The following is a 21,435-nucleotide window of genomic DNA, read 5'->3' as shown; positions in this document are numbered from 1 at the left end:
CATGACGACCCCGGACCACCAGCCTCCCTCCCCGGACACCCCGGACCCCGCGTACAAGGACCGCGCCTACCGGTCCCCCTCCGGCATCGCCGGCGGCGTGCTGCTGCTGGCGATCATCGGCTGGCTCGGCATCGACGCCCTGGTCACGGGGGAGGGCCGGACCCCCTGGGTGTCCCTGGCCACCCTGCTGGTGCTGGTCCCGCTGGTCTCCGCCTTCACCCTTCGCCCCGCCGTGTACGCGAACGAGCGCCGCATGCGCATCCGCAACCCCTTCCGGGTGATCACGATGCCCTGGGGGACGGTCGAGGTGTTCCGGTCCGGCTACTCCAACGAGGTGTTCGACAAGGCCGGCACCAAGTACCAGGTATGGGCCGTGCCGGTGTCCCTGCGGGCCCGCAAGCGCGCGGCCCGCAAGGAGGCCAAGGCGGGCCGGGAGGGCGGGGCGGACACGCCGGGGGCCCGCCGCGACCGCTCCCCCCACCTCGCACCGGTCCCCGAGGGCCCCGTACGCGCCCAGGGCGACCAGATCATCGACGAGCTGCGCGAGCTGCTGGCGGCCCGCGCCGACGACCCGCACGCCCAGGGCGAGGTCTCGGTGCGGTGGGCGTACGAGGTGCTGGCCCCCGCGGCGGCCGGAGCCGTTCTCCTGGCGATCCTCCTCTCGCTGGGCTGACCACCGGGCCGCGCCGGCGAAACGCGCCGCGCTTGAGGCGATGGACCCGCTGGGCCGTACGAGTGGGCGGCACCCGGTGACCGGGGGCCGGGACCTCCGCCGGCCCGGGCGGTCCGTCCCGGCCGCCCCCTGCCACCCCCGGTGCCGGACACCGGTGCCGCTGCCGGTGTCCCACGCGACCCGCGAGCCAGGAGTGCATGTGTCGTACGACGAGCCGCTGCGGCTGCCCGCGGCCGCGATCCCCGACGGCTGCCGGGACTGGACCGCCGGCCGGGCGGCGCACTGGTCGGCGGCGCTGCCGCCGCGCTGGACCTTCCTGCGGGTGCGCAGGTCGATCGCCGGCGCCGTGACCACCCTCGCGCTCTGCGCGGGCGCCTGGGCCGCGATGCTCGGCGGACTGTGGCCGTCCGTCGCGGCGGGCTTCGCCGTGTACGTCCTGTGGGTGCTCGCGCGGCCCGAGCTGGTCTGGGCCGGTGCGCCCGCCCTGCTCCTCGGGCTCGCGCTGCAGGCCCCGTCGCTGCCGTGGCCCGTGACGGTCGCCGGGGCGCTGGTCGTGGTGGCCTCCTGGGCCGCCGTCGCCGTACGCCTGCGGGCCCGCGCCGCCCAGCTGGAACGGGCGGCGCGGGCGGCCGGCGACGGTACGGCGCGCGTCCCGGACGCGGGCGCCCCCGTGCGGCGTGGACGCTTCCTGTTCCCGCTCGGCCTCGCGGTCCTCGTGCTCGGCGTGCTCACCGGCGCCACCGCGGACCTGTGGGGCACGCCCGAGGACCACCGCGGCTCCTGGGTCATGGCCCTCTGCCTGAGCGGGCTGGGTGCTACCTCCCTGGCCTCGGCGTGGCTCGGCCGCCGCCGGGCCCTCGCGCTGCGCCGGGCCCCGGCGCCCGTCCTGCGCGTCCTGGTGCGCGACGACGCGCGGGGCACCACCGAGGTGTACGCGGCGGACGACCCCGCGGCGCTGCGGCCGCTGTTCACGGTGGACCTGACGTCGTACGACGACCCCGATGACGGCTCCGGCCCCGGATCCGACGCCGGACCGGGTCCGGGGGACGCCGACGCGCAGGCCGCCGAGGAACTGGAGCGGCTCCTCGACGCGGCCGACGACGGCACCCCCGGACCGGTCCGCGAGGCGGTCCTCTTCGGCGCCCCCTTCGACGGCGCCGAGGTCGTGGTCCTCAGCGCCGACGAGGACCCGGACCAGCCGCCGCTGACGGAGTGGTCGGCGGGACCGGTCCGCCCGCTGTCGCCGGGCGCGGGCCTGCGGCGTACCGCCAGGGAGAAGGCCCGCGAGGAACGGGACCGCCGGCTGGAGCGGCAGGCCAGGCGGGCGGTCGTGGGCCGCGCCCCGGCGCCGGTACGCCGCTGGCGCGCGGGCTGGCCGGACTGGGTGGCCGCGGCCCTGCTGGTGCAGTGGGGCGTCTGGCTCACCTGGGCCGGGTCCGCGGAGTCCGGCCCGTCGCCGTGGAGGCTGGGCCTGGTCGCCGCGGTCGGCCTCTACGGAGCCGTGCGCGTCGCCGTGAAACTCGCCTGGCGCATCACCGCGGACCGCTCGGGCCTGTGGGTCACCGGACTGCGCGGCCCCCGGCACGTCCCCTGGGACGACATCCGCTCGGTGCGCCGCCGCTCCTTCGAGCTGAAGCTGCGCTGGCGCGACGACGACTGGTCGGTCGCGGCGCCGCGCTGGGCCTGGTTCGAGCGGCGGCGCGGCCTGGTGCACCCGTACGACGCGCTGGCGGCCGAACTGTCCACCATGCGCGAGGACCCGGCGCTGCGCCCCACCGGAGAGAGCACGGCCCCCGAACGGGGCCGCCCGCTGTGGCCGCTGGCGGTACTGCTGGCACTGCTGTGGGCGGCGGCACTGGCGGTATGGGGCTGACCGCCCCCCGCTTGCGCCTGCGCCGACCCGTCAGGGCCCGCAAAGCCGACCGGCTCCACGGATCCCGCCGGTCGCACGGACCCGGGGCCCCACGGCCCCGGCCGATCGCACGGCCCCGTCCGGGCCTACGGATCCGGACGGCTCCACAGACCCGGCCGGTTGCAAGGACCCGGACGGGTCTACGCATCCCGCCGGTTGCACGGACCCGACCGGCTCCACGGATCTCGCCGGCTGCACGGACCTGTACGGCCCCACGGACCCGTACGGGTCCACGGATCCCACCGGTCGCACGGACCCGGCCGGTTCCACGGCCGCGGACAGTTCTACGGCCCCGGACGGCTCCCCGGCCCCGGACAGCCCCACGGATCCCGCCGGATCCACGCACCCGGCCGGATCCACAGACCCGGCCGGATCAGATGCCCGCAGCCGCCGACAGGTCCCGCTTGATCTCCGACAGCAGGTCCGTCGCCTTCGCGCGGGCCGCCGGGAGGGCGTCGTGGCCGGTCACCGGCACCACGACCTCCAGGTAGCACTTCAGCTTCGGCTCCGTACCGCTGGGGCGCACGATCACCCGGGCGCCGTCCAGCGTGTAGCGCAGGCCGTCCGTCGGCGGGAGGGAGGCCGTGCCCTGCGTCAGGTCCTCGGCCCCCGTCACGGGCAGGCCCGCGAGGCGCGTCGGGGGCCGCTCGCGCAGGCGGCGCATCGCGTCCGCGATCAGGGAGAGGTCCTCCACCCGGACCGAGAGCTGGTCGGTAGCGTGCAGGCCGTGCTCGACGGCGAGGTCGTCCAGCAGGTCGAGGAGCGTGCGGCCCTCCTCCTTGAGCTCCGAGGCCAGCTCCGTGACGGCGAGGGCCGCGGTGATGCCGTCCTTGTCCCGTACGCCGTCGGGGTCGACGCAGTAGCCCAGCGCCTCCTCGTACCCGTACCGCAGGCCCTCCACCCGGGCGATCCACTTGAAGCCCGTCAGGGTCTCCTCGTACGCCAGCCCCGCCTTCTCGGCGATGCGGCCGAGGAGGGAGGAGGAGACGATCGACTCCGCGAACGTGCCGCGCGCGCCGCGGCGCACCAGGTGCGCCGCGAGCAGCGCGCCGACCTCGTCGCCGCGCAGCATGCGCCACTCGCCGCCGTCCTTGACGGCCGCGGCGCAGCGGTCCGCGTCCGGGTCGTTGGCGATGACCAGGTCGGGGTCGCTCGCGCGGGCCTGCGCGAAGGCCAGGTCCATCGCGCCCGGCTCCTCCGGGTTCGGGAACGCGACCGTCGGGAAGTCCGGGTCCGGCTCGGCCTGCTCGGCGACGAGGACGGGCGCGGGGAAGCCCGCCCGGGCGAACGCCGCCAGGAGGGTCTCCTTGCCGACGCCGTGCATCGGCGTGTAGACGGTGCGGGCGGTCCGCGCGGAGCCGGGGGCGAGCACGGCGTCCGTCCGCTCCAGGTAGGCGTTCAGGACGCCGTCGTCGAGGGTCTGCCAGCCGGAGTCCGGGCGGGGGACGTCGGCGAGGCGGCCGACCGCGGCGATCTCGGCGGCGATCTCCGCGTCCGCCGGGGGGACGATCTGGGAGCCGTCGCCGAGGTACACCTTGTAGCCGTTGTCGCGCGGCGGGTTGTGGCTGGCCGTCACCTCGACGCCGGCCACCGCGCCCAGGTGCCGTATGGCGAACGCCAGGACGGGGGTGGGCAGGGGGCGCGGCAGGACGGCGGCGCGCAGGCCCGCGCCCGTCATCACCGCGGCGGTGTCGCGGGCGAAGTCGGCGGACTTGTGGCGGGCGTCGTAGCCGATGACGACGAGGCCGTCCGTCTCCCCCTTCGCCTTCAGGTACGCGGCGAGGCCCGCGGCCGCGCGGATGACGACCGCGCGGTTCATGCGCATCGGGCCCGCGCCCAGTTCGCCGCGCAGGCCGGCGGTGCCGAACTGGAGGGTGCCGGCGAAGCGTGCGGTGAGCTCCGCGGTGTCCTCGGCGGCGATCAGCTTGGCGAGTTCCTCGCGGGTTTCCGTGTCGGGGTCCTCGGCCAGCCATGCCTCGGCCCGTGCGGTGAGTTCGTCCTGCACGAGGGTCGACCTCTTTTCGTTCGTCGTACGTGTGGGTGTACCCCGGCGCGGGATTCTCTCGCCCCCGCCGCCCCTTCCCGTCCCTACTTGCGCAGTTCCCCGCGCCCCTGGGTGCCCAGGGGCGCGGGGAACTGCGCGGGAGCGCGCAGCGCGACAGGGGGGCCGGGGGCGCGGCCCCCAGCGGTGCGGGACCTACAGGCGGCCCAGCACCTGGGTGAGGAGCGCTCCCATGTGCGTCGCCGAGTCCCGGCCCGCCTGGAGCACCTCCTCGTGGTTCAGCGGCTCACCCGTCATCCCCGCCGCCAGGTTGGTGACGAGGGAGATGCCCAGCACCTCCGCCCCGGCCTCGCGCGCCGCGATGGCTTCGAGCGTCGTCGACATGCCGACCAGGTCCGCCCCGATGGCCCGGGCCATCCGGATCTCGGCCGGGGTCTCGTAGTGCGGGCCGGGGAACTGCGCGTACACGCCCTCTTCGAGCGTCGGGTCGATCTCCTTGCACAGCGCCCGCAGCCGCGGCGAGTACAGGTCCGTCAGGTCGACGAAGTTCGCGCCGACGATCGGGGAGGTGGCCGTCAGGTTGATGTGGTCGCTGATGAGGACCGGCTGCCCGGGCCGCATCCCCTCGCGCAGCCCCCCGCAGCCGTTCGTCAGCACGATGGTCTTGCAGCCGGCGGCCACGGCCGTGCGGACGCCGTGCGCGACGGCGGCGACCCCGCGGCCCTCGTAGAAGTGCGTACGGCCCAGGAAGACGAGCGCGCGCTTGTCCCCGATCCGGTACGAGCGGACCTTGCCGCCGTGCCCCTCGACCGCCGGCGGCGGGAAGCCGGGCAGGTCGGTGACCTGGAACTCGGCGTCGGGCGTGCCGAGGGCGTCCACGGCCGGCGCCCAGCCGGAGCCCAGTACGAGGGCGACGTCGTGGGTCTCGGCGCCCGCGTACTCCCGCAGGCGCGCGGCGGCGGCGTCGGCGGCGGCGTACGGGTCGCCCTGGATGTCGTCCGGAAGAAGAGATGCGTTCACGCGCATGAGGGTAGCCGGTTCGGGCCTACGCGCGTAGATGTTGATGGTCACGGGTTCGCGATCGTTGTCCTGTTGTTTCCGCCGAACCCCGCCGGCGGCGGGCGCCCCGGGGTCAGCAGGGGCGTTTGCGCAGTTCCATCACGTAGTCGTGCGGCGCGCCCGCCGACTCCGCCGCGTCCGCCAGCTCGCCGAGGTAGCGGGCCGAGGGGAGCCCGCCCTCGTAGCCGTTGAGGACGTACAGCCACGCCGCCTCCTCACCCTCCAGGGTGTGGATCCGCACGCGCATCCGCCGGTAGACGTCGAGGCCGACGCCCTCCCAGCGGTCCATGGACTCCTCGTCCGGCGGCGCGATGTCGTACAGCGCCACGAAGACCTGGGAGCGCGGGGCCTCGACGACGGTCGCCAGCGCGCCCTCCCAGCCCATGTGCTCGCCGCCGAACGTCAGCCGCCAGCCGTTGAGCCACCCCGTGGCGCGCAGCGGCGAATGGGGGGCGCGGCGCGTCATGAGCCGCGGGTCGAGATTGCCGGCGTACGCGGCGTAGAGCGACATGGGACCGAGGGTACGGCAGTGAACCCGTGTGGCTCCCCCGTGACCGCGGCCCCGGAGGCCGGGCCCGCGTGGCGCGCCGCGCGGGCGTCCGCGAGGCCCGGACGGAGCCCCCGGGCGGAAGCACCTTGAAGCGTGCGGGACAATGGAGTACGTGACTCGGATCGTGATCATTGGCGGCGGACCCGGCGGATACGAGGCGGCCCTGGTGGCCGCCCAGCTCGGCGCGGAGGTGACCGTCGTCGACTGCGACGGCCTGGGCGGGGCGTCGGTGCTCACCGACTGCGTCCCGTCCAAGACCCTGATCGCGACGGCCGAGGTGATGACCACCTTCGACTCCTCCTACGAGGAGCTGGGGATCATCGTCGCGGACGACACCCCGCACATCGACCAGCCCGCGCGCGTCGTCGGCGTCGACCTCGGCAAGGTCAACCGCCGGGTGAAGCGGCTCGCGCTCGCCCAGTCCCACGACATCACGGCCTCCGTGACGCGTGCCGGGGCGCGGGTGCTGCGGGGCCGCGGCCGGCTGGAGGGCATGCAGGCGCTCGACGGCTCGCGCAAGGTCGTCGTCCGGGCCGCGGACGGCAGCGAGGAGACCCTCACCGCCGACGCCGTGCTCATCGCGACCGGCGGGCACCCCCGTGAGCTGCCCGACGCGCAGCCGGACGGCGAGCGGATCCTGAACTGGACGCAGGTCTACGACCTGGACGAGCTCCCCGAGGAGCTCATCGTGGTCGGCTCCGGCGTCACCGGCGCCGAGTTCGCCGGCGCCTACCAGGCGCTCGGCTCGCGCGTCACGCTGGTCTCCAGCCGCGACCGCGTGCTGCCGGGCGAGGACCCGGACGCGGCGGCCGTCCTGGAGGACGTCTTCCGGCGGCGCGGCATGAACGTCATGGCCCGCTCGCGCGCCGAGTCCGCCAAGCGGGTCGGCGACCGGGTCGAGGTGACGCTCGCCGACGGCCGCGTCATCACCGGCTCGCACTGCCTGATGGCCGTCGGCGCCATCCCCAACAGCGACGGCATGGGCCTGGAGGAGGCCGGGGTCAAGGTCCGGGAGTCCGGGCACATCTGGACCGACAAGGTCTCCAGGACCACCGCCCCCGGCGTGTACGCGGCCGGGGACGTCACCGGGGTCTTCGCGCTCGCCTCGGTGGCCGCGATGCAGGGCCGCATCGCCATGTACCACTTCCTCGGCGACGCGGTCGCCCCGCTCAACCTGAAGGCGGTGTCGTCGAACGTCTTCACCGACCCCGAGATCGCCACGGTGGGTTACACGCAGTCGGACGTCGACGGCGGCGTGATCGACGCGAAGGTCGTGAAACTGCCCCTGCTGCGCAACCCGCGCGCCAAGATGCAGGGCATCCGGGACGGCTTCGTGAAGATCTTCTGCCGTCCGGGCACCGGGATCGTCGTCGGCGGTGTGGTCGTCGCGCCGCGCGCCTCGGAGCTGATCCACCCCATCTCGCTCGCGGTCGACAACAACCTGACCGTCGAGCAGATCGCGAACGCCTTCACCGTGTACCCGTCCCTGTCGGGCTCGATCGCCGAGGTGGCACGCCAGTTGCACACGAGGAAGACTGCGGGCGAGGTCTGAGACGCCGGGACGGGACTCGTATACCACTACGTGACCGGCCATGCGAACAACTTCTGCTATTCGGCGCAAACTGCTGAAAGCAGATGGTCGTTGGGGTTACTGTCAGTTTCGTGTTCGCTGCAGAACGTCGCCAATTGATCCTCGAAATGGTGCGGGCAAACGGAGCCGTGTCGCTCCGTGAGCTCGCCCGCGTCGTCCAGACCTCCGAAGTGACCGTACGGCGGGACGTGCGCGCACTGGAGGCAGAAGGACTCCTCGACCGCCGGCACGGCGGTGCGGTACTGCCGGGCGGGTTCACGCGGGAGTCCGGCTTTCCGCAAAAGTCTCATCTCGCGACCGCCGAGAAGACGGCCATCGCCGATCTCGCCGCGGGTCTCGTCGAAGAGGGCGAGGCCATCGTGGTGGGGGCGGGAACCACCACCCAGGAGCTGGCCCGCCGGCTCGCGCGGGTACCGGGGCTGACCGTCGTTACCAACTCCCTCCTGGTGGCACAGGCGCTGGCCCACGCCAACCGGGTCGAGGTCGTGATGACCGGCGGCACCCTGCGCGGTTCCAACTACGCCCTGGTGGGCAGCGGGGCCGAGCAGTCCCTCCAGGGGCTGCGCGTCTCCCGGGCCTTCCTGTCGGGGAGCGGGCTGACCGCCGAGCGCGGCCTGTCCACCTCCAACATGCTGTCGGCGTCGGTCGACCGCGCGCTCGTCCAGGCGGCCGCCGAGGTCGTCGTCCTGGCCGATCACACCAAGCTCGGCACCGACACGATGTTCCAGACGGTGCCGACCGATGTGATCACGCGCCTGGTCACCGACGAACCGCCGGCCCAGGACGACCGCGCCGCCACCGAACTGCAGGCCCTGGCCGATCAGGGCGTACAGATCGCGGTGGCCGGGGGCGGTGGTTCCGGCGGGGACGCGGTCCCGGCGGGGCGCAGGCCGTCCCGCCGGGACGTACCGCTGCCCGGGCCGCGCCGCGGCCAGGTGCCCGGCGGGGGACCGCAGTTGCGCAGTGCCGCGGCGGTCCTGGGGGAACAGCCCCAGGGCGAGCGGCCGCGCGTCGCCGACCTGCGCAGACGCTGACGGCCGCGGCGGCCCGCCGGACCCGGGCCCGGGTCCGCAAGGCCCGCGGACCCGCGCACCTCCGGGCCGTCACGGCTTCAGGCCGCGCACCGTCAGCGCCAGCATGCGGTCGGCCAGCTCCGGGTCGCCCGGTGTCTCCTCGGCGGCCAGCGCGATCGCGTTGGTCAGCTGGAGCAGGTCACCGATCGAGACACCGGGGCGTACGGCGCCGGCCTCCTGCGCGCGTACGAGGAGGGCGCTGCCCGCCTCGCGCATCGGGCCGCTGCACCGCGCGAGCGCCGAGCCGTCGTCGTGCGAGGCCGCCATGAGCGCGCGGGCCAGCCCGCGGTACTCACCCGCATGAGTGATGAAGGCGCGCAGCCAGGTGACGAGCGCCGTGCACGGGTGGGGGTCGTCGAGCAGTTCGCGCGCGCGGGCGAGCAGGTCGCTCACCGCGTCCGCGAAGACCGCGCTCAGGAGCGCCTGGCGGTTGGGGAAGTGGCGGTAGAGGGTGCCGATGCCCACGCCCGCGCGTTTCGCCACGTCCTCCAGGGAGGCGTCGGTGCCTTTGTGGGCGAACGCCGTTCGTGCCTCGGTTATCAGGCGGGCCCTGTTGCGGCGGGCGTCTGCACGTAGCCCTGCCGGGGGAGTGGGCACGGGGTGCCTCCCGTCTGTCGTGCGACTGCGGGCCGGTGGGGGCTGGTCGCGCAGTTCCCCGCGCCCCTGACGGGGGCCCCTGAGGGGCCCCCGGCGGTCGGTGTCAGTCCTTGATTTCGCAGATGGCCGCGCCCGAGGTGATCGAGGCGCCCACCTCCGCGGCCAGGGCCTTGACGGTGCCCGAGCGGTGCGCGTTGAGGGGCTGCTCCATCTTCATGGCCTCCAGGACGACGATCAGGTCGCCCTCCTTGACCTCCTGGCCCTCCTCGACGGCCACCTTCACGATGGTGCCCTGCATGGGCGAGGCGAGGGTGTCGCCGGAGGCCGCCGGGCCGGACTTCCTGGCCGCGCGGCGCTTGGGCTTGGCGCCCGCCGCGAGCCCCGTACGGGCCAGGGACATGCCCAGCGAGGTCGGCAGGGAGACCTCAAGACGCTTGCCGCCTACCTCGACGACGACCGTCTCGCGGCCCGGCTCCTCGTCCGTGTCGGTGTCCGCGGGAGCGGTGAAGGGAGGGATCTCGTTGACGAACTCGGTCTCGATCCAGCGGGTGTGGACCGTGAACGGGTCGGCGGAGCCGGTCAGTTCGGGGGCGAAGGCCGGGTCGGTGACCACCGCGCGGTGGAACGGGATGGCGGTGGCCATGCCCTCGACGGTGAACTCCTCCAGCGCACGGGCGGCCCGCTGCAGCGCCTGCTCGCGGGTGGCGCCGGTGACGATCAGCTTGGCGAGCAGCGAGTCCCAGGCGGGGCCGATGACGCTGCCGCTCTCCACGCCCGCGTCCAGGCGCACGCCCGGGCCCGACGGCGGGGCGAAGGTGGTGACGGTGCCGGGGGCGGGCAGGAAGCCGCGGCCCGGGTCCTCGCCGTTGATGCGGAACTCGAAGGAATGGCCGCGCAGCGGCGGGTCGTCGTAGCCCAGCTCCTCGCCGTCGGCGATGCGGAACATCTCGCGGACCAGGTCGATGCCGGAGACCTCCTCGGTGACCGGGTGCTCGACCTGCAGACGGGTGTTGACCTCCAGGAAGGAGATCGTGCCGTCCGCGCCGACCAGGAACTCGACCGTGCCCGCGCCGACGTAGCCGGCCTCCTTGAGGATCGCCTTCGAGGACGCGTACAGCTCGGCGACCTGGGCGTCGGAGAGGAACGGCGCGGGCGCCTCCTCGACCAGCTTCTGATGGCGGCGCTGCAGGGAGCAGTCACGGGTGGAGACGACCACCACGTTGCCGTGGGTGTCGGCCAGGCACTGCGTCTCCACGTGGCGGGGCTTGTCGAGGTAGCGCTCCACGAAGCACTCGCCGCGGCCGAAGGCGGCCACCGCCTCGCGCACCGCGGAGTCGAACAGCTCGGGCACCTCGTCCAGGGTGCGGGCCACCTTCAGACCGCGGCCGCCGCCGCCGAAGGCGGCCTTGATGGCGATGGGCAGGCCGTGCTCCTGCGCGAAGGCGACGACCTCGTCGGAACCGGCCACCGGGTCCGGCGTGCCGGCGACCAGCGGCGCACCGGCGCGCTGGGCGATGTGACGGGCCGCCACCTTGTCGCCGAGGTCGCGGATGGCCTGCGGCGGCGGGCCGATCCAGGTCAGGCCCGCGTCGAGGACGGCCTGCGCGAACTCGGCGTTCTCGGAGAGGAAGCCGTAGCCGGGGTGGATCGCGTCCGCCCCGGAGTCCTTGGCGGCCTGGAGCACCTTGGCGATGTCGAGGTAACTGCTCGCCGGGGTGTCACCACCCAGCGCGAACGCCTCGTCGGCGGCCCGCACATGCAGCGCGTCCCGGTCCGGCTCGGCGTACACCGCCACGCTCGCGATGCCCGCGTCCCGGCACGCCCGGGCGACACGGACAGCGATTTCACCACGGTTGGCGATCAACACCTTGCGCACGTTGGCTCCCTCTCCTTGAAACAAGCCGAGTTTAGGGACTGCCGACACGTCGTTTCGACCCGTCCCCGGTGGTGAGCTTGCCCACACGGAGCGTGATACAAGGCCTGCTCGCCCGTGAAATCCCTTGCGGTACCTCGGTACGCAGGGGTCTTGCCATGAACCCTAGCTCTCCGATGTGGGCAAGGTCTCTGTAAGACCGTGCTGCGCGCCACTCGGTTTCTTTGTCGGGAACCTACGAATGGCCCAACGATTCTTTGCCTCCTGTAGATCCCTTGTCCCCGGGTTTACCCATGAGTAGCGTGCTGGCTGGCATGAAGATACTGGGGGTAACAGCCCCTGCTCGGGTGACAGCCGAAAGTGGGTGGGGCCGGTGGTCCGCAGACCGGTGGCATGGGTGACCGCGATCGTGCTCTTCGTGGAGGCGGTGGGCATCGCGTCGGTCAACTGGTTCATGGGGGTCGTGGTCGACCGGCAGGACATGTCCCTGGCGGGCCTCGACCCGGACGTGATGTCCGTGTCGTCGAAGGTCGCGGGGCTGGTCTTCGGCCTCTACTTCGCGCTCTGCGGCCTCACCGCGCTGCGCGTCGCCGTGCGCGACCGGGCGCCCGCCGGTCTCGGCCGCATCCTGCTGATCAGCGCGGCGGTGGTGCACGCCCTGCTCGGCGCGTTCGCGGTCGGCCTGGTGGGCTGGGGCGCGTTCGCCTCCATGATGGTCGTGCTCGGGCTGATCGTGCTCATCTTCATGACGTACGACCGCCGGGAGGCCGCCCTGTCCGGCACGGAACCGGGCGCGGGCCCGGGCGGACCCACCGGCTCCGCGAATTCCGCCGGTCCCGCGGCTCCCGGCGGCGGTGTCGTGCCCCCGCCGCCCGCGCCCTCGGCCCCCTGACCCGGCCGCTCCCGCGTCACTTCCCGCGCGGGGCCCACAACTCGGTGATCCCGACGCCCAGTTCGGCCAGCAGACGGCGTACCAGCGGCAGCGAGAGACCGATGACGTTGCCGTGGTCGCCGTCGATGCCGTCGACGAACGGGGCCGAGCGGCCGTCCAGGGTGAACGCCCCCGCGACGTGCAGCGGTTCGCCCGTGGCGACGTACGCGGCGATCTCGGCGTCGGTCGGCTCGCCGAAGCGGACCACGGTGGACGCGACCCCCGACGCGTGGCGGCCGTTCGCCGTGTCCCGCACGCAGTGGCCGGTCTGCAGGGTGCCCGCGCGGCCGCGCATCGACTTCCAGCGCGCGGTCGCCTCCTCGGGGTCGGCGGGCTTGCCGTAGGCCACGCCGTCCAGCTCCAGCACCGAGTCGCAGCCGATCACCAGGGCCCCGGCGACCTCGGGCCGGGCCGCCACCACGGACGCCTTCGCCTCGGCGAGGGCGAGCGCCAGTTCGGCGGGGGTCGGGGCGGTGACGGCGTCCTCGTCGAACCCGCTGACGACGACCTCGGGATCGAGTCCGGCCTGCCGCAGCAGTCCGAGCCGGGCGGGGGACTGGGAGGCGAGGACGAGCCGTCGGCGTGGCTGATCAGTCATGCGGCCAGGGTATCCGCGGGGCCGGGACGGCTCACATCAGGCCGAGGACGATCATCGCGAACACCACGGCCAGTGCGATGAGCACGCCGAGCCGCCGCAACATGTCCTGCATGTCGCGCAGCTCCTTCGGCGGCTCGTTCTCCGGGTCGGACCACAGCATGTCTCCGATCGTGGCTCCGGCACGCCCGCGGACGCCTGAGTACGCGTACTCATCTTGCGGGTCCCGGCCGGAGGCGAACGGCCGGACCGGCCCTGTCGCCCCGCCCGCAGCCCCCGTCAGGATGGGGCGACCCGGGCGGCTGCCCGGTACGGGACCGTCGACGCCCCCGGAGGGCCCATGAGACGCTCGCGCACCTTCCTGACGACCTGCGCCGCGGCCGTGACCGCCGTGCTCGCCCTGCTGTGCGGTCCGGCCCCGGCGGCCGCCGCGCCCCGCGTGCCCACGATCCTGGGCGGCACCGTCCTGTACGGCTCCGACGGGACGCAGTGCGTGGTCGCGTTCAACGCCACGGGCGGCGGGAGCCGCTACGCGGTGACGGCGGGGCACTGCGCGGGCACCCCCGTCCCGGGCACCCCCACCACGTGGTTCGCGGACGCGTCACGCACCGTCCAGGTCGGCGTCTCCGTCGGCGCGTCCTTCCCCGTCGACGACTACGGGGTGATCCGCTACACCACGTCGGCCCTGAACCTCCCCGGCGAGGTGGCCCTGGGCGGCGGAGCGGTCCAGGACGTGACCGGCTCGACGGGTCCCGTCGTCGGGCAGCAGGTCTGCCACGTCGGCCGGACCAGCGGCCTGCACTGCGGGCGGGTGACCGCGGTCAACGTCACGGTCAACTTCGCCGAGGGCGCGGTGCACGGCCTCTTCCGCTCCACCGCCTGCACCGAGGCCGGCGACTCGGGAGGGCCGGCCTTCTCCGGCACGCTGGCCGTCGGGTTCGTCGTGGGGGGCAGCGGCAACTGCGCCTCCGGCGGCGTCACCTACTACCAGCCGGTCGCGGAGGTGCTCGCCCGGTTCGGGCTGAGCGTGTACTGACCGCCTACCCGGGCCAGAAGCTGCGCGCCCAGGCGGTGGGCCCCGGGGCGGGCAGGTGCCTGCCCGCCACCCGGGACGGGTCCGACCAGGCGTCCCTCTCCGGGCCCGCGCCGGGCGGGGAGACCGTCTCCGCCGCGGCGCGGGCCCGGACCACCGCCAGGGCGGCGGCCAGCTCCTCGGGGGTCGGATTGCCCCGTACGACCTTGATGTTCATGACGGCTCCCGTGCTCGACCGGCGTGCTGAGGCGTTCCAGGGCGTACTGCGGGGCGCCCTAGAGGGGGATGTTGCCGTGCTTCTTCGGCGGCAGGGACTCCCGCTTGGTGCGCAGCGCCCGCAGACCGCGTACGACGTGGGAGCGGGTGTCGGACGGCAGGACCACGGCGTCGATGTAGCCGCGCTCGGCCGCCGTGTAGGGGTTGAGGAGCGTGTCCTCGTACTCCTGGATCAGCCGGGCCCGGGTGGCCTCCTGCTCGCTCTCGGGGGCGGCCGCGATGGTGCGCCGGTGCAGGATGTTCACCGCGCCCTGCGCGCCCATGACGGCGATCTGGGCGGTCGGCCAGGCGAGGTTGAGGTCCGCGCCCAGGTGCTTGGAGCCCATCACGTCGTATGCGCCGCCGAAGGCCTTGCGGGTGATGACCGTGATCAGCGGGACGGTCGCCTCGGCGTACGCGTAGATCAGCTTGGCACCGCGGCGGATGATGCCCTCGTGCTCCTGGCCGACGCCCGGCAGGAAGCCGGGGACGTCCACGAAGGTGAGCACGGGCACGTTGAAGGCGTCGCAGGTGCGCACGAAGCGCGCGGCCTTCTCGGAGGCGTCGATGTCCAGGCAGCCCGCGAACTGCATCGGCTGGTTGGCGACGACGCCCACCGGGCGCCCCTCCACCCGGCCGAAGCCGGTGAGGATGTTCGGCGCGAACAGCGGCTGCGTCTCGAAGAACTCGGCGTCGTCCAGGACGTGTTCGATCACCGTGTGCATGTCGTACGGCTGGTTGGCGCTGTCCGGGATCAGCGTGTCGAGCTCGCGGTCCTCGTCCGTCGGCGTCAGGTCCGCCTCCTCGGGGAAGGCGGGCGGCTCGCTGAGGTTGTTCGACGGGAGGTAGGAGAGCAGCGACTTGACGTACTCGATCGCGTCCTTCTCGTCCCCGGCCATGTGGTGGGCCACGCCCGAGACCGCGTTGTGGGTGCGCGCGCCGCCCAGCTCCTCGAAGCCGACGTCCTCGCCGGTGACCGTCTTGATGACGTCGGGGCCGGTGATGAACATGTGCGAGGTCCGGTCGACCATGACCGTGAAGTCGGTGATGGCGGGGGAGTAGACCGCGCCGCCCGCGCACGGGCCGACGACCAGGCTGATCTGCGGGATCACGCCCGAGGCGTGCGTGTTGCGGCGGAAGATCTCGCCGTACATGCCGAGCGCGGCCACGCCCTCCTGGATGCGGGCGCCGCCCGAGTCGTTGATGCCGATGACCGGGCAGCCGGTCTTCAGCGCGAAGTCCATCGCCTTCATGATCTTCTGCCCGAAGACCTCGCCGAGCGCGCCGCCGAAGACCGTGAAGTCCTGGGAGAACACGGCGACGGGGCGGCCGTCCACCGTGCCGTAGCCGGTCACGACCCCGTCCCCGTAGGGGCGGTTCTCCTCCAGGCCGAAGTCCGTCGAGCGGTGCCGCGCGAACTCGTCGAACTCGACGAAGGACCCCTCGTCCATGAGCAGTTCGATCCGCTCACGGGCCGTCAGCTTGCCCTTGGAGTGCTGCTTCTCGACGGCGCGTGCCGAGCCGGCGTGCGTCGCCTCGTCGATGCGGCGCCGCAGGTCCGCGAGCTTGCCCGCGGTGGTGTGGAGGTCGGTCTCGTGCTGCTGTTCCGGCTCGGACATCGGGATGCGGCTCCCTGCCTGCTCAGTGGGGACGTGAAAGGGGGTGCTGGGGTGGGGCGCTCGGAAAAGAGGGTGCTCAGAAGGGGGGATGGCTACTCATCCGTAGCGTAGTGGGGTGCCTACCGTTCGGCAGTGCGGCGTTTACCACACCTAGGGTGGGTTGCATGACGCCGCGAGACGACTCAGACGCGAACAGCAATCGGTGGTCCGACCTGGACCGTCCGCCGCTCAACGCCGTGGCGCTGCGCCGCGCGCTCGTGCGGGGCGGCGGGCTCTGGTCCGACGTCCAGGTGGTGGCCCGCACCGGCTCCACCAACTCCGACCTCGTCGCCCTCGCCGCGGACGGCAAGGCGGAGGAGGGCGCGGTCCTGGTGGCCGAGGAGCAGGACGCCGGGCGGGGGCGCCTGGACCGGCGGTGGACCGCGCCCGCCCGCTCGGGCCTCTTCTTCTCCGTCGTGCTCAAGCCCACCGGGGTCCCCGTCGAGCGCTGGGGCTGGCTGCCGCTGCTCACCGGGGTCGCGGTGGCGACGGGGCTCTCGCGCTCGGCCGGCGTGGACACCGCGCTGAAGTGGCCGAACGACCTGCTGGTCACGGTGGAGGGCGCGGAGCGCAAGGCGGGCGGCATCCTCGCCGAGCGGGCCGGGGCCGACGCCGTCGTCGTGGGCGTCGGCATCAACGTCACGCTGCGCGCGGACGAGCTGCCCGTGCCCGGCGCCGGGTCGCTGGCCCTCGCGGGAGCGGTGACCACGGACCGCGACACCATCCTGCGCACCGTCCTGCGCTCGCTCGAACAGTGGTTCGTGAAGTGGCGCGACGTGCAGGGCGACCCGGCCGCCTCCGGCCTCCAGGACACCTACGCGGCGGGCTGCGCGACGCTCGGGCGCCGGGTGCGGGCCGAACTGCCCGGCGGCAGGTCGCTCACCGGCGAGGCGGTGGCCCTGGACGGCGACGGACGGCTGGTGCTGGCCACCGGGGAGGGCGTGCAGCAGCCGGTGGGCGCGGGCGACATCGTGCACCTGCGCCCGGCGGACGCCGGACCGGGAGAAGCGGGCGCCTGACCGGGAGAACCGGGCGCAAAGTGACGGAACGGCCCAGGGGGGTACGTGGGGGTGGCGTGCCCGTTCGTGCTGGTGGTGAGCACGGGGCGTCCCCGGGCCGTACGACAGGGTGCGGTCCGCCGGACGTACGGGGACGTACGGGGACGACGGCGCACCACGGGCCGTCCGGCCCCGGCAGTCGGGAGTGAGCCACAGCACACCTGCCGTAGAGTTGAGCCCGGTCGATACCTGACCGCGGCAGATCGGAAGGGCAGCAGGCGTGACGGTCGACGACAGCGGTTCGGGCACGGGTCACCCCGCCTCCGACGGTGAGCCGGGGCGTGCCTCCGGGTCTGTCGCCGGCACGGCGGCCGCGCGGGTCGACCGGACCGAGGCACACGCCCGCGTGGAGCGCGTGGAGGAAGAGGAACAGCACCCAGTGGACCCGCAGGACGGCCGCACCGACAGTCGCCCCGACGGTCGTACCGAGAGCCGTGTCGACAGCCGCGCCGACCGGACCGCCGCCGAGACCGACGGGGACGACCCGCTGGCGCTGCGGCTCGAACAGCTCATCCTCGGCGCCGAGCGGCGCTACACCCCCTTCCAGGCGGCCCGCAGCGCCGGTGTCTCCATGGAGCTGGCCTCCCGCTTCTGGCGGGCCATGGGCTTCGCCGACATCGGCCAGGCCAAGGCGCTCACCGAGGCGGACGTGCTGGCCCTGCGGCGCCTGGCCGGGCTCGTCGAGGCGGGGCTGCTGAGCGAGGCGATGGCGGTCCAGGTGGCCCGTTCCACCGGCCAGACCACCGCCCGGCTGGCCGAGTGGCAGATCGACTCGTTCCTGGAGGGCCTGACCGAGCCGCCCGAGCCGGGCATGACGCGCACCGAGGTCACGTACCCGCTGATCGAGCTGCTGCTGCCCGAGCTGGAGGAGTTCCTGATCTACGTCTGGCGGCGCCAGCTCGCCGCCGCGACCGGCCGGGTCGTGCAGGCCGCGGACGACGAGGAGATGGTCGACCGGCGCCTGGCCGTCGGCTTCGCGGACCTCGTCGGGTTCACGCGGCTGACCCGGCGCATGGAGGAGGAGGAGCTCGGCGAGCTCGTCGAGGCCTTCGAGACCACCGCCGCCGACCTGGTCGCCGCGCACGGCGGGCGGCTCATCAAGACCCTGGGCGACGAGGTGCTGTACGCGGCCGACGACGCGGGGGTGGCCGCCGAGATCGCGCTGCGCCTGATCGAGACGATGGCGAACGACGAGACGATGCCCGAGCTGCGCGTGGGCATCGCCTTCGGCACGGTGACCACGCGCATGGGCGACGTGTTCGGCACGACGGTGAACCTCGCCTCGCGGCTGACCTCGATAGCTCCCAAGGACGCGGTCCTGGTCGACGGGGCGTTCGCGGAGGAGCTGATCCGCACGCAGGACGCGCCCGCGTCCGAGGCGGTGGCGGTCGAGGAGGCCGTCGCGGCGGAGAAGGAGGGGGAGGAGCCGCCGGCGTACCGCTTCGGCCTCCAGCCGATGTGGCAGCGGGCGGTGCGGGGTCTTGGCGTGGTCGAGCCTTGGCTCCTGAGCCGCAGGGGTTGAGACCGGCCTTTCCTCGCCCCCGCCGCCCCTTCCCTTCCCGTCCCTGGGGCTGCGCCCCAGACCCCCTGTCGCGCTGCGCGCTCCTGCGCAGTTCCCCGCGCCCCTAGGTACCTAGGGGCGCGGGGAACTGCGCAACGGGGGTTCGGGGGCGGAGCCCCTGAGTAGTGACGGGAATGGGTAGGGGCGGCGGGGGCGAAAAAAGCCCTACCCCACCGCCCGCTCCACCTCCCGCGGCTTCAACTCGGCATTGCCGAGCACATCCGCCAAGTGCCGCTCGGCGACCGGCAGCACCTCCGCGATCGTCAGGTCGCGCCCCAGCTCATGCGCCAGCGACGTGACCCCCGCGTCCCGGATCCCGCAAGGGATGATCTTGTCGAAGCTCGACACGTCGGGGTTCACGTTCAGCGCGAACCCGTGCATCGTGACCCCCTTCGCCACCCGGATCCCCACGGCGCAGATCTTGCGGTCCTCGCGCCGCTGCCCGGCGTTGGAGGGCGCGTACTCGGGCCCGTTCAGCCGCGGGTCGAACTCGTCGTCGGCCAGCCGCGGATCGAGGTCGAGGGTGAGCCCGCCGAGTGCCGGCCGCCGCTCCACGGGGTCGCCGAGGACCCAGACCCCGGCCCGCCCCTCCACCCGGCTGGTCTCCACGCCGAACTCCGCGCAGACCCGGATCACCGCGTCCTCCAGCCGCCGCAGGTGGGCGACGACGTCGACCGGACGCGGCAGTTTCTGGATCGGGTAGCCGACCAGCTGCCCGGGGCCGTGCCAGGTGATCTTCCCGCCCCGGTCCACGTCGACGACGGGCGTGCCGTCCAGGGGCCGTTCGCTGTCCGCCGTGCGCCGCCCCGCCGTGTAGACCGGCGGGTGCTCCAGGAGCAGGCAGGTGTCGGGTATCTCGTCCTGGAAGCGGGCCGTGTGCACACGGCGCTGCTCGTCCCAGGCCTCCTGGTACTCGACGGCCTCCGCACCGAAACCCATGCGGACGAACCGCAGCTCGCTCACGGCAAGCGCCTCCCTGCAAGAGATGTAAGGCTCATGGCGGGCCCCGGTAAGGCTCGTAACGGCCCAAGCCACTGTACGTCCGATGCGCGTCCGGCCGGTGCGCGTCAGCTCTGGGGGCAATCCTCACACGATCGGATGAATGCGTGGGGAAGTGTGCGATCGGGTGCTTACGGACCGCTACATTCGCGCCGTTCACGAGGCTTGTCAGGGCCGCCCAGGCACGGCGGCCGACCTCGTCCGGGCCTGTCCCGCACAGGCTCCCAGCCCGGAAGGCAGGAGTTCGCACCGCAGATGTCGGAACGACCCGCGCAGCGCACCCCCAACCGTCAGCTCGCCGCACTTATCGCAGAAGCGGGGTTCTCCAACGCGGGGCTCGCCCGTCGAGTGGACCAGCTCGGCCTCGAACACGGTCTCGACCTCAGATACGACAAGACATCGGTGACCCGGTGGCTGCGCGGACAGCAGCCCCGGGGCACCACACCGGCACTGATCGCCGAGGTGTTCACCCGCCGCCTCGGACGCCGGCTCAGCGCGCAGGACCTCGGACTCGACGCCTGCGCGCCCGTGTACGCGGGCCTGGAGTTCGCCGCCACCCCCGAGGAGGCCGTCGACATCGTCGGCGGGCTGTGGCGCAAGGACTCGGGGAGCCACGCCGAACTGCGCAAGATCGCGTTCACCCCGGCCGGCCTCGTCGTGCCCAGCCGGGACTGGCTGATCGGCCGGGCCGACGACCGGGTGGGCCGCGGCGACCCCGGCACCGCGCGCATCCCCGTGCAGGCCCGCCCGCCCTCAGCGCGGCTGCCCGCCGTGCCCGAGCAGGCGCGGCCCCCGTCCCGCCAGCGCGCGGCCACCGAACGCGGCCCCGGACAGCGSGTGACCGCGGGCGACATCGCGGCCCTGCGGTCGGTGGGCGAGCTGTTCCGCACGCTCGACGACACCTACGGCGGAGGCCACGCCCGGCAGGCCCTCGTGCGGTACCTGGAGCACGAGCTGGAACCCATGCTGCGCGGCACGTACGGCGAGCAGACCGGGCGCCGCCTGTTCGCCGCGGCGGCCGACCTGACCCGGCTCGCCGGCTGGACCTCGTACGACATCGCCGCGCACGGGCTCGCACAGCGGTACTTCGTGCAGGCGCTGCGGCTGTCCCAGGCGGCGGCGGACCGCGCGTACGGCTCCTACGTGCTCGTGACGATGAGCCGGCAGGCCGTCTACCTCGGGCACGGGCGCGAGGCGGTGCAGCTGGCCCGGGTCGCCCAGCAGGGCGTCGGCTCCTCCGCGTCGCCGGTCGTCCAGGCCCTGCTGTACGCGGTCGAGGCACGGGGCCACGGCGTGCTCGGCGAGGTGCGGGCGGCCACGGCCTCGCTGGTGCGGGCCGAGCGGGCGCTGGAGACGGCCCGGCCGGGGGACGAGGTCCCGTACTGGGCGCGGTTCTTCGACGAGGCGCAGCTCGCGGACGAGTTCGGGCACTGCCACCGGGACCTGCAGCAGTACCGGGCCGCCGCGCAGCACGCCGAGCGCTCGCTGCAGCTGCGCGCGCCCGGGTACGCGCGCAGCCGGCTCTTCTGCCGGGTGGTCCTCGCCTCGGCGCGGCTCGGGCTCGGCGAGCTCGACCAGGCCTGCCGGCTGGGGGCGGAGGCGGCGGCGCAGGCGTCCGAGATGCGGTCGGTGCGGGCGCTGGAGTATGTGCGGGACTTCGAGCGGCGGCTGGAGCCGTATCGGGATGCTGCGCCTGTGCGGGGGTATCGCGACAAGGTCGCGGCGCTTCACTGAGGGTGCCCCCCACCGGGCGGCTGCGCCGCGGCGGGAAGGTCGTGTTCGTCTGCGGCCCGGTGGGGGCTGGTCGCGCAGTTCCCCGCGCCCCTAAAAGCGACAAGACTGCGCAGTTCCCCGCGCCCCTGAAGGCAAAAGATTGCGCCGTTCCCCGCGCCCCTTAAAGGACCGCGCCGTTCCCCGTGGCCCTTGCGATGCCGGGGGGATGGAGATCCTGCCCCGCGACGGGATCTCCATCCCGGTCGGGAGGGGTTATGCGGCTGTGGGGGTTGCCGGTAACC

General features: G+C 73.8%; 19 protein-coding genes. 9 read left to right on the top strand and 10 right to left on the bottom strand.

All coding sequences use genetic code 11. The features are described from left to right. Position 1 precedes the first annotated feature (1 nt). Both FGF04_RS15075 and FGF04_RS15070 read left to right on the top strand, forming a co-directional pair. Entirely contained in the window at positions 2 to 673 is a 672-nt protein-coding gene (locus tag FGF04_RS15075) for a PH domain-containing protein (RefSeq protein WP_149511814.1), read from the top strand. Between the two features lie 199 nt (positions 674 to 872). Continuing rightward, positions 873 to 2,546 carry a hypothetical protein gene (locus FGF04_RS15070; RefSeq protein ID WP_149511813.1) on the top strand — a complete coding sequence of 558 codons (1,674 nt, stop codon included), beginning with the start codon at positions 873 to 875 and terminating at the stop codon, positions 2,544 to 2,546. 412 nt (positions 2,547 to 2,958) lie between these two features. Here the strand turns inward: FGF04_RS15070 and FGF04_RS15065 are convergent, their stop codons facing one another. The 3 genes from FGF04_RS15065 to FGF04_RS15055 all read right to left on the bottom strand — a co-directional run bounded on the left by FGF04_RS15065 (position 2,959) and on the right by FGF04_RS15055 (position 6,157). After that, positions 2,959 to 4,590, bottom strand: coding sequence for a phospho-sugar mutase (locus FGF04_RS15065; RefSeq protein ID WP_149511812.1), 1,632 nt, complete (start codon positions 4,588 to 4,590; stop codon positions 2,959 to 2,961). A 192-nt stretch (positions 4,591 to 4,782) separates the two neighbouring features. After that, positions 4,783 to 5,607 carry a purine-nucleoside phosphorylase gene (locus FGF04_RS15060; protein WP_149511811.1) on the bottom strand — a complete coding sequence of 275 codons (825 nt, stop codon included), beginning with the start codon at positions 5,605 to 5,607 and terminating at the stop codon, positions 4,783 to 4,785. 112 nt (positions 5,608 to 5,719) lie between these two features. Then, positions 5,720 to 6,157 carry a gamma-glutamylcyclotransferase gene (locus FGF04_RS15055; protein WP_149511810.1) on the bottom strand — a complete coding sequence of 146 codons (438 nt, stop codon included), beginning with the start codon at positions 6,155 to 6,157 and terminating at the stop codon, positions 5,720 to 5,722. Between the two features lie 142 nt (positions 6,158 to 6,299). On the opposite strand from FGF04_RS15055, the gene FGF04_RS15050 reads away from it, so the two are divergent. Beyond that, positions 6,300 to 7,748, top strand: coding sequence for an NAD(P)H-quinone dehydrogenase (locus FGF04_RS15050; RefSeq protein ID WP_149511809.1), 1,449 nt, complete (start codon positions 6,300 to 6,302; stop codon positions 7,746 to 7,748). Between the two features lie 83 nt (positions 7,749 to 7,831). Further along, the gene (locus tag FGF04_RS15045) at positions 7,832 to 8,821 is read left to right on the top strand and encodes a DeoR/GlpR family DNA-binding transcription regulator (protein ID WP_149511808.1); all 990 of its coding nucleotides are present in this window, start codon (positions 7,832 to 7,834) and stop codon (positions 8,819 to 8,821) included. Positions 8,822 to 8,890: 69 nt separating this feature from the next. Here FGF04_RS15045 and FGF04_RS15040 read toward each other — a convergent pair whose 3' ends face one another. Both FGF04_RS15040 and FGF04_RS15035 read right to left on the bottom strand, forming a co-directional pair. Beyond that, entirely contained in the window at positions 8,891 to 9,457 is a 567-nt protein-coding gene (locus tag FGF04_RS15040) for a TetR/AcrR family transcriptional regulator (protein ID WP_149511807.1), read from the bottom strand. 103 nt (positions 9,458 to 9,560) lie between these two features. Further along, entirely contained in the window at positions 9,561 to 11,333 is a 1,773-nt protein-coding gene (locus FGF04_RS15035; protein WP_149511806.1) for an acetyl/propionyl/methylcrotonyl-CoA carboxylase subunit alpha, read from the bottom strand. 361 nt (positions 11,334 to 11,694) lie between these two features. Between FGF04_RS15035 and FGF04_RS15030 the strand changes: the two genes are divergently transcribed. Next, a complete protein-coding gene (locus FGF04_RS15030; RefSeq protein ID WP_188114093.1) occupies positions 11,695 to 12,222 on the top strand; it encodes a hypothetical protein in 528 nt (175 codons plus the stop codon). 16 nt (positions 12,223 to 12,238) lie between these two features. On the opposite strand, the gene FGF04_RS15025 is transcribed toward FGF04_RS15030, so the two are convergent. Further along, on the bottom strand, positions 12,239 to 12,859 hold the full coding sequence (locus tag FGF04_RS15025) for a Maf family protein (RefSeq protein ID WP_149511804.1): 621 nt from the start codon (positions 12,857 to 12,859) through the stop codon (positions 12,239 to 12,241). 31 nt (positions 12,860 to 12,890) lie between these two features. Continuing rightward, the gene (gene mmpB, locus FGF04_RS41660; RefSeq protein WP_149511803.1) at positions 12,891 to 13,019 is read right to left on the bottom strand and encodes a morphogenic membrane protein MmpB; all 129 of its coding nucleotides are present in this window, start codon (positions 13,017 to 13,019) and stop codon (positions 12,891 to 12,893) included. A 177-nt stretch (positions 13,020 to 13,196) separates the two neighbouring features. On the opposite strand from mmpB, the gene FGF04_RS15015 reads away from it, so the two are divergent. Beyond that, positions 13,197 to 13,892, top strand: coding sequence for a S1 family peptidase (locus FGF04_RS15015; RefSeq protein ID WP_149511802.1), 696 nt, complete (start codon positions 13,197 to 13,199; stop codon positions 13,890 to 13,892). A 4-nt stretch (positions 13,893 to 13,896) separates the two neighbouring features. Here the strand turns inward: FGF04_RS15015 and FGF04_RS15010 are convergent, their stop codons facing one another. Further along, positions 13,897 to 14,106 (bottom strand): acyl-CoA carboxylase epsilon subunit, encoded by a 210-nt coding sequence (locus FGF04_RS15010; protein ID WP_149511801.1) that lies wholly within the window; start codon positions 14,104 to 14,106, stop codon positions 13,897 to 13,899. Between the two features lie 58 nt (positions 14,107 to 14,164). Continuing rightward, entirely contained in the window at positions 14,165 to 15,763 is a 1,599-nt protein-coding gene (locus tag FGF04_RS15005; RefSeq protein WP_149511800.1) for an acyl-CoA carboxylase subunit beta, read from the bottom strand. A 164-nt stretch (positions 15,764 to 15,927) separates the two neighbouring features. On the opposite strand from FGF04_RS15005, the gene FGF04_RS15000 reads away from it, so the two are divergent. Both FGF04_RS15000 and FGF04_RS14995 read left to right on the top strand, forming a co-directional pair. Beyond that, complete coding sequence (locus FGF04_RS15000; protein ID WP_149511799.1) at positions 15,928 to 16,821, top strand: biotin--[acetyl-CoA-carboxylase] ligase; 894 nt, start codon at positions 15,928 to 15,930, stop codon at positions 16,819 to 16,821. Positions 16,822 to 17,080: 259 nt separating this feature from the next. Continuing rightward, positions 17,081 to 18,382, top strand: coding sequence for an adenylate/guanylate cyclase domain-containing protein (locus FGF04_RS14995; protein WP_149511798.1), 1,302 nt, complete (start codon positions 17,081 to 17,083; stop codon positions 18,380 to 18,382). A gap of 204 nt (positions 18,383 to 18,586) precedes the next feature. Here the strand turns inward: FGF04_RS14995 and lipB are convergent, their stop codons facing one another. After that, on the bottom strand, positions 18,587 to 19,384 hold the full coding sequence (gene lipB, locus FGF04_RS14990; RefSeq protein ID WP_149511797.1) for a lipoyl(octanoyl) transferase LipB: 798 nt from the start codon (positions 19,382 to 19,384) through the stop codon (positions 18,587 to 18,589). Between the two features lie 291 nt (positions 19,385 to 19,675). Between lipB and FGF04_RS14985 the strand changes: the two genes are divergently transcribed. Then, on the top strand, positions 19,676 to 21,154 hold the full coding sequence (locus FGF04_RS14985) for a tetratricopeptide repeat protein (RefSeq protein WP_149511796.1): 1,479 nt from the start codon (positions 19,676 to 19,678) through the stop codon (positions 21,152 to 21,154). The last annotated feature ends 281 nt before the right edge of the window (positions 21,155 to 21,435 follow it).

The sequence above is a fragment of the Streptomyces apricus genome (genome assembly GCF_008369065.1).
Taxonomy (GTDB): Bacteria; Actinomycetota; Actinomycetes; order Streptomycetales; family Streptomycetaceae; genus Streptomyces; species Streptomyces apricus.
This window is presented reverse-complemented; position numbering and strand designations above follow the sequence as displayed.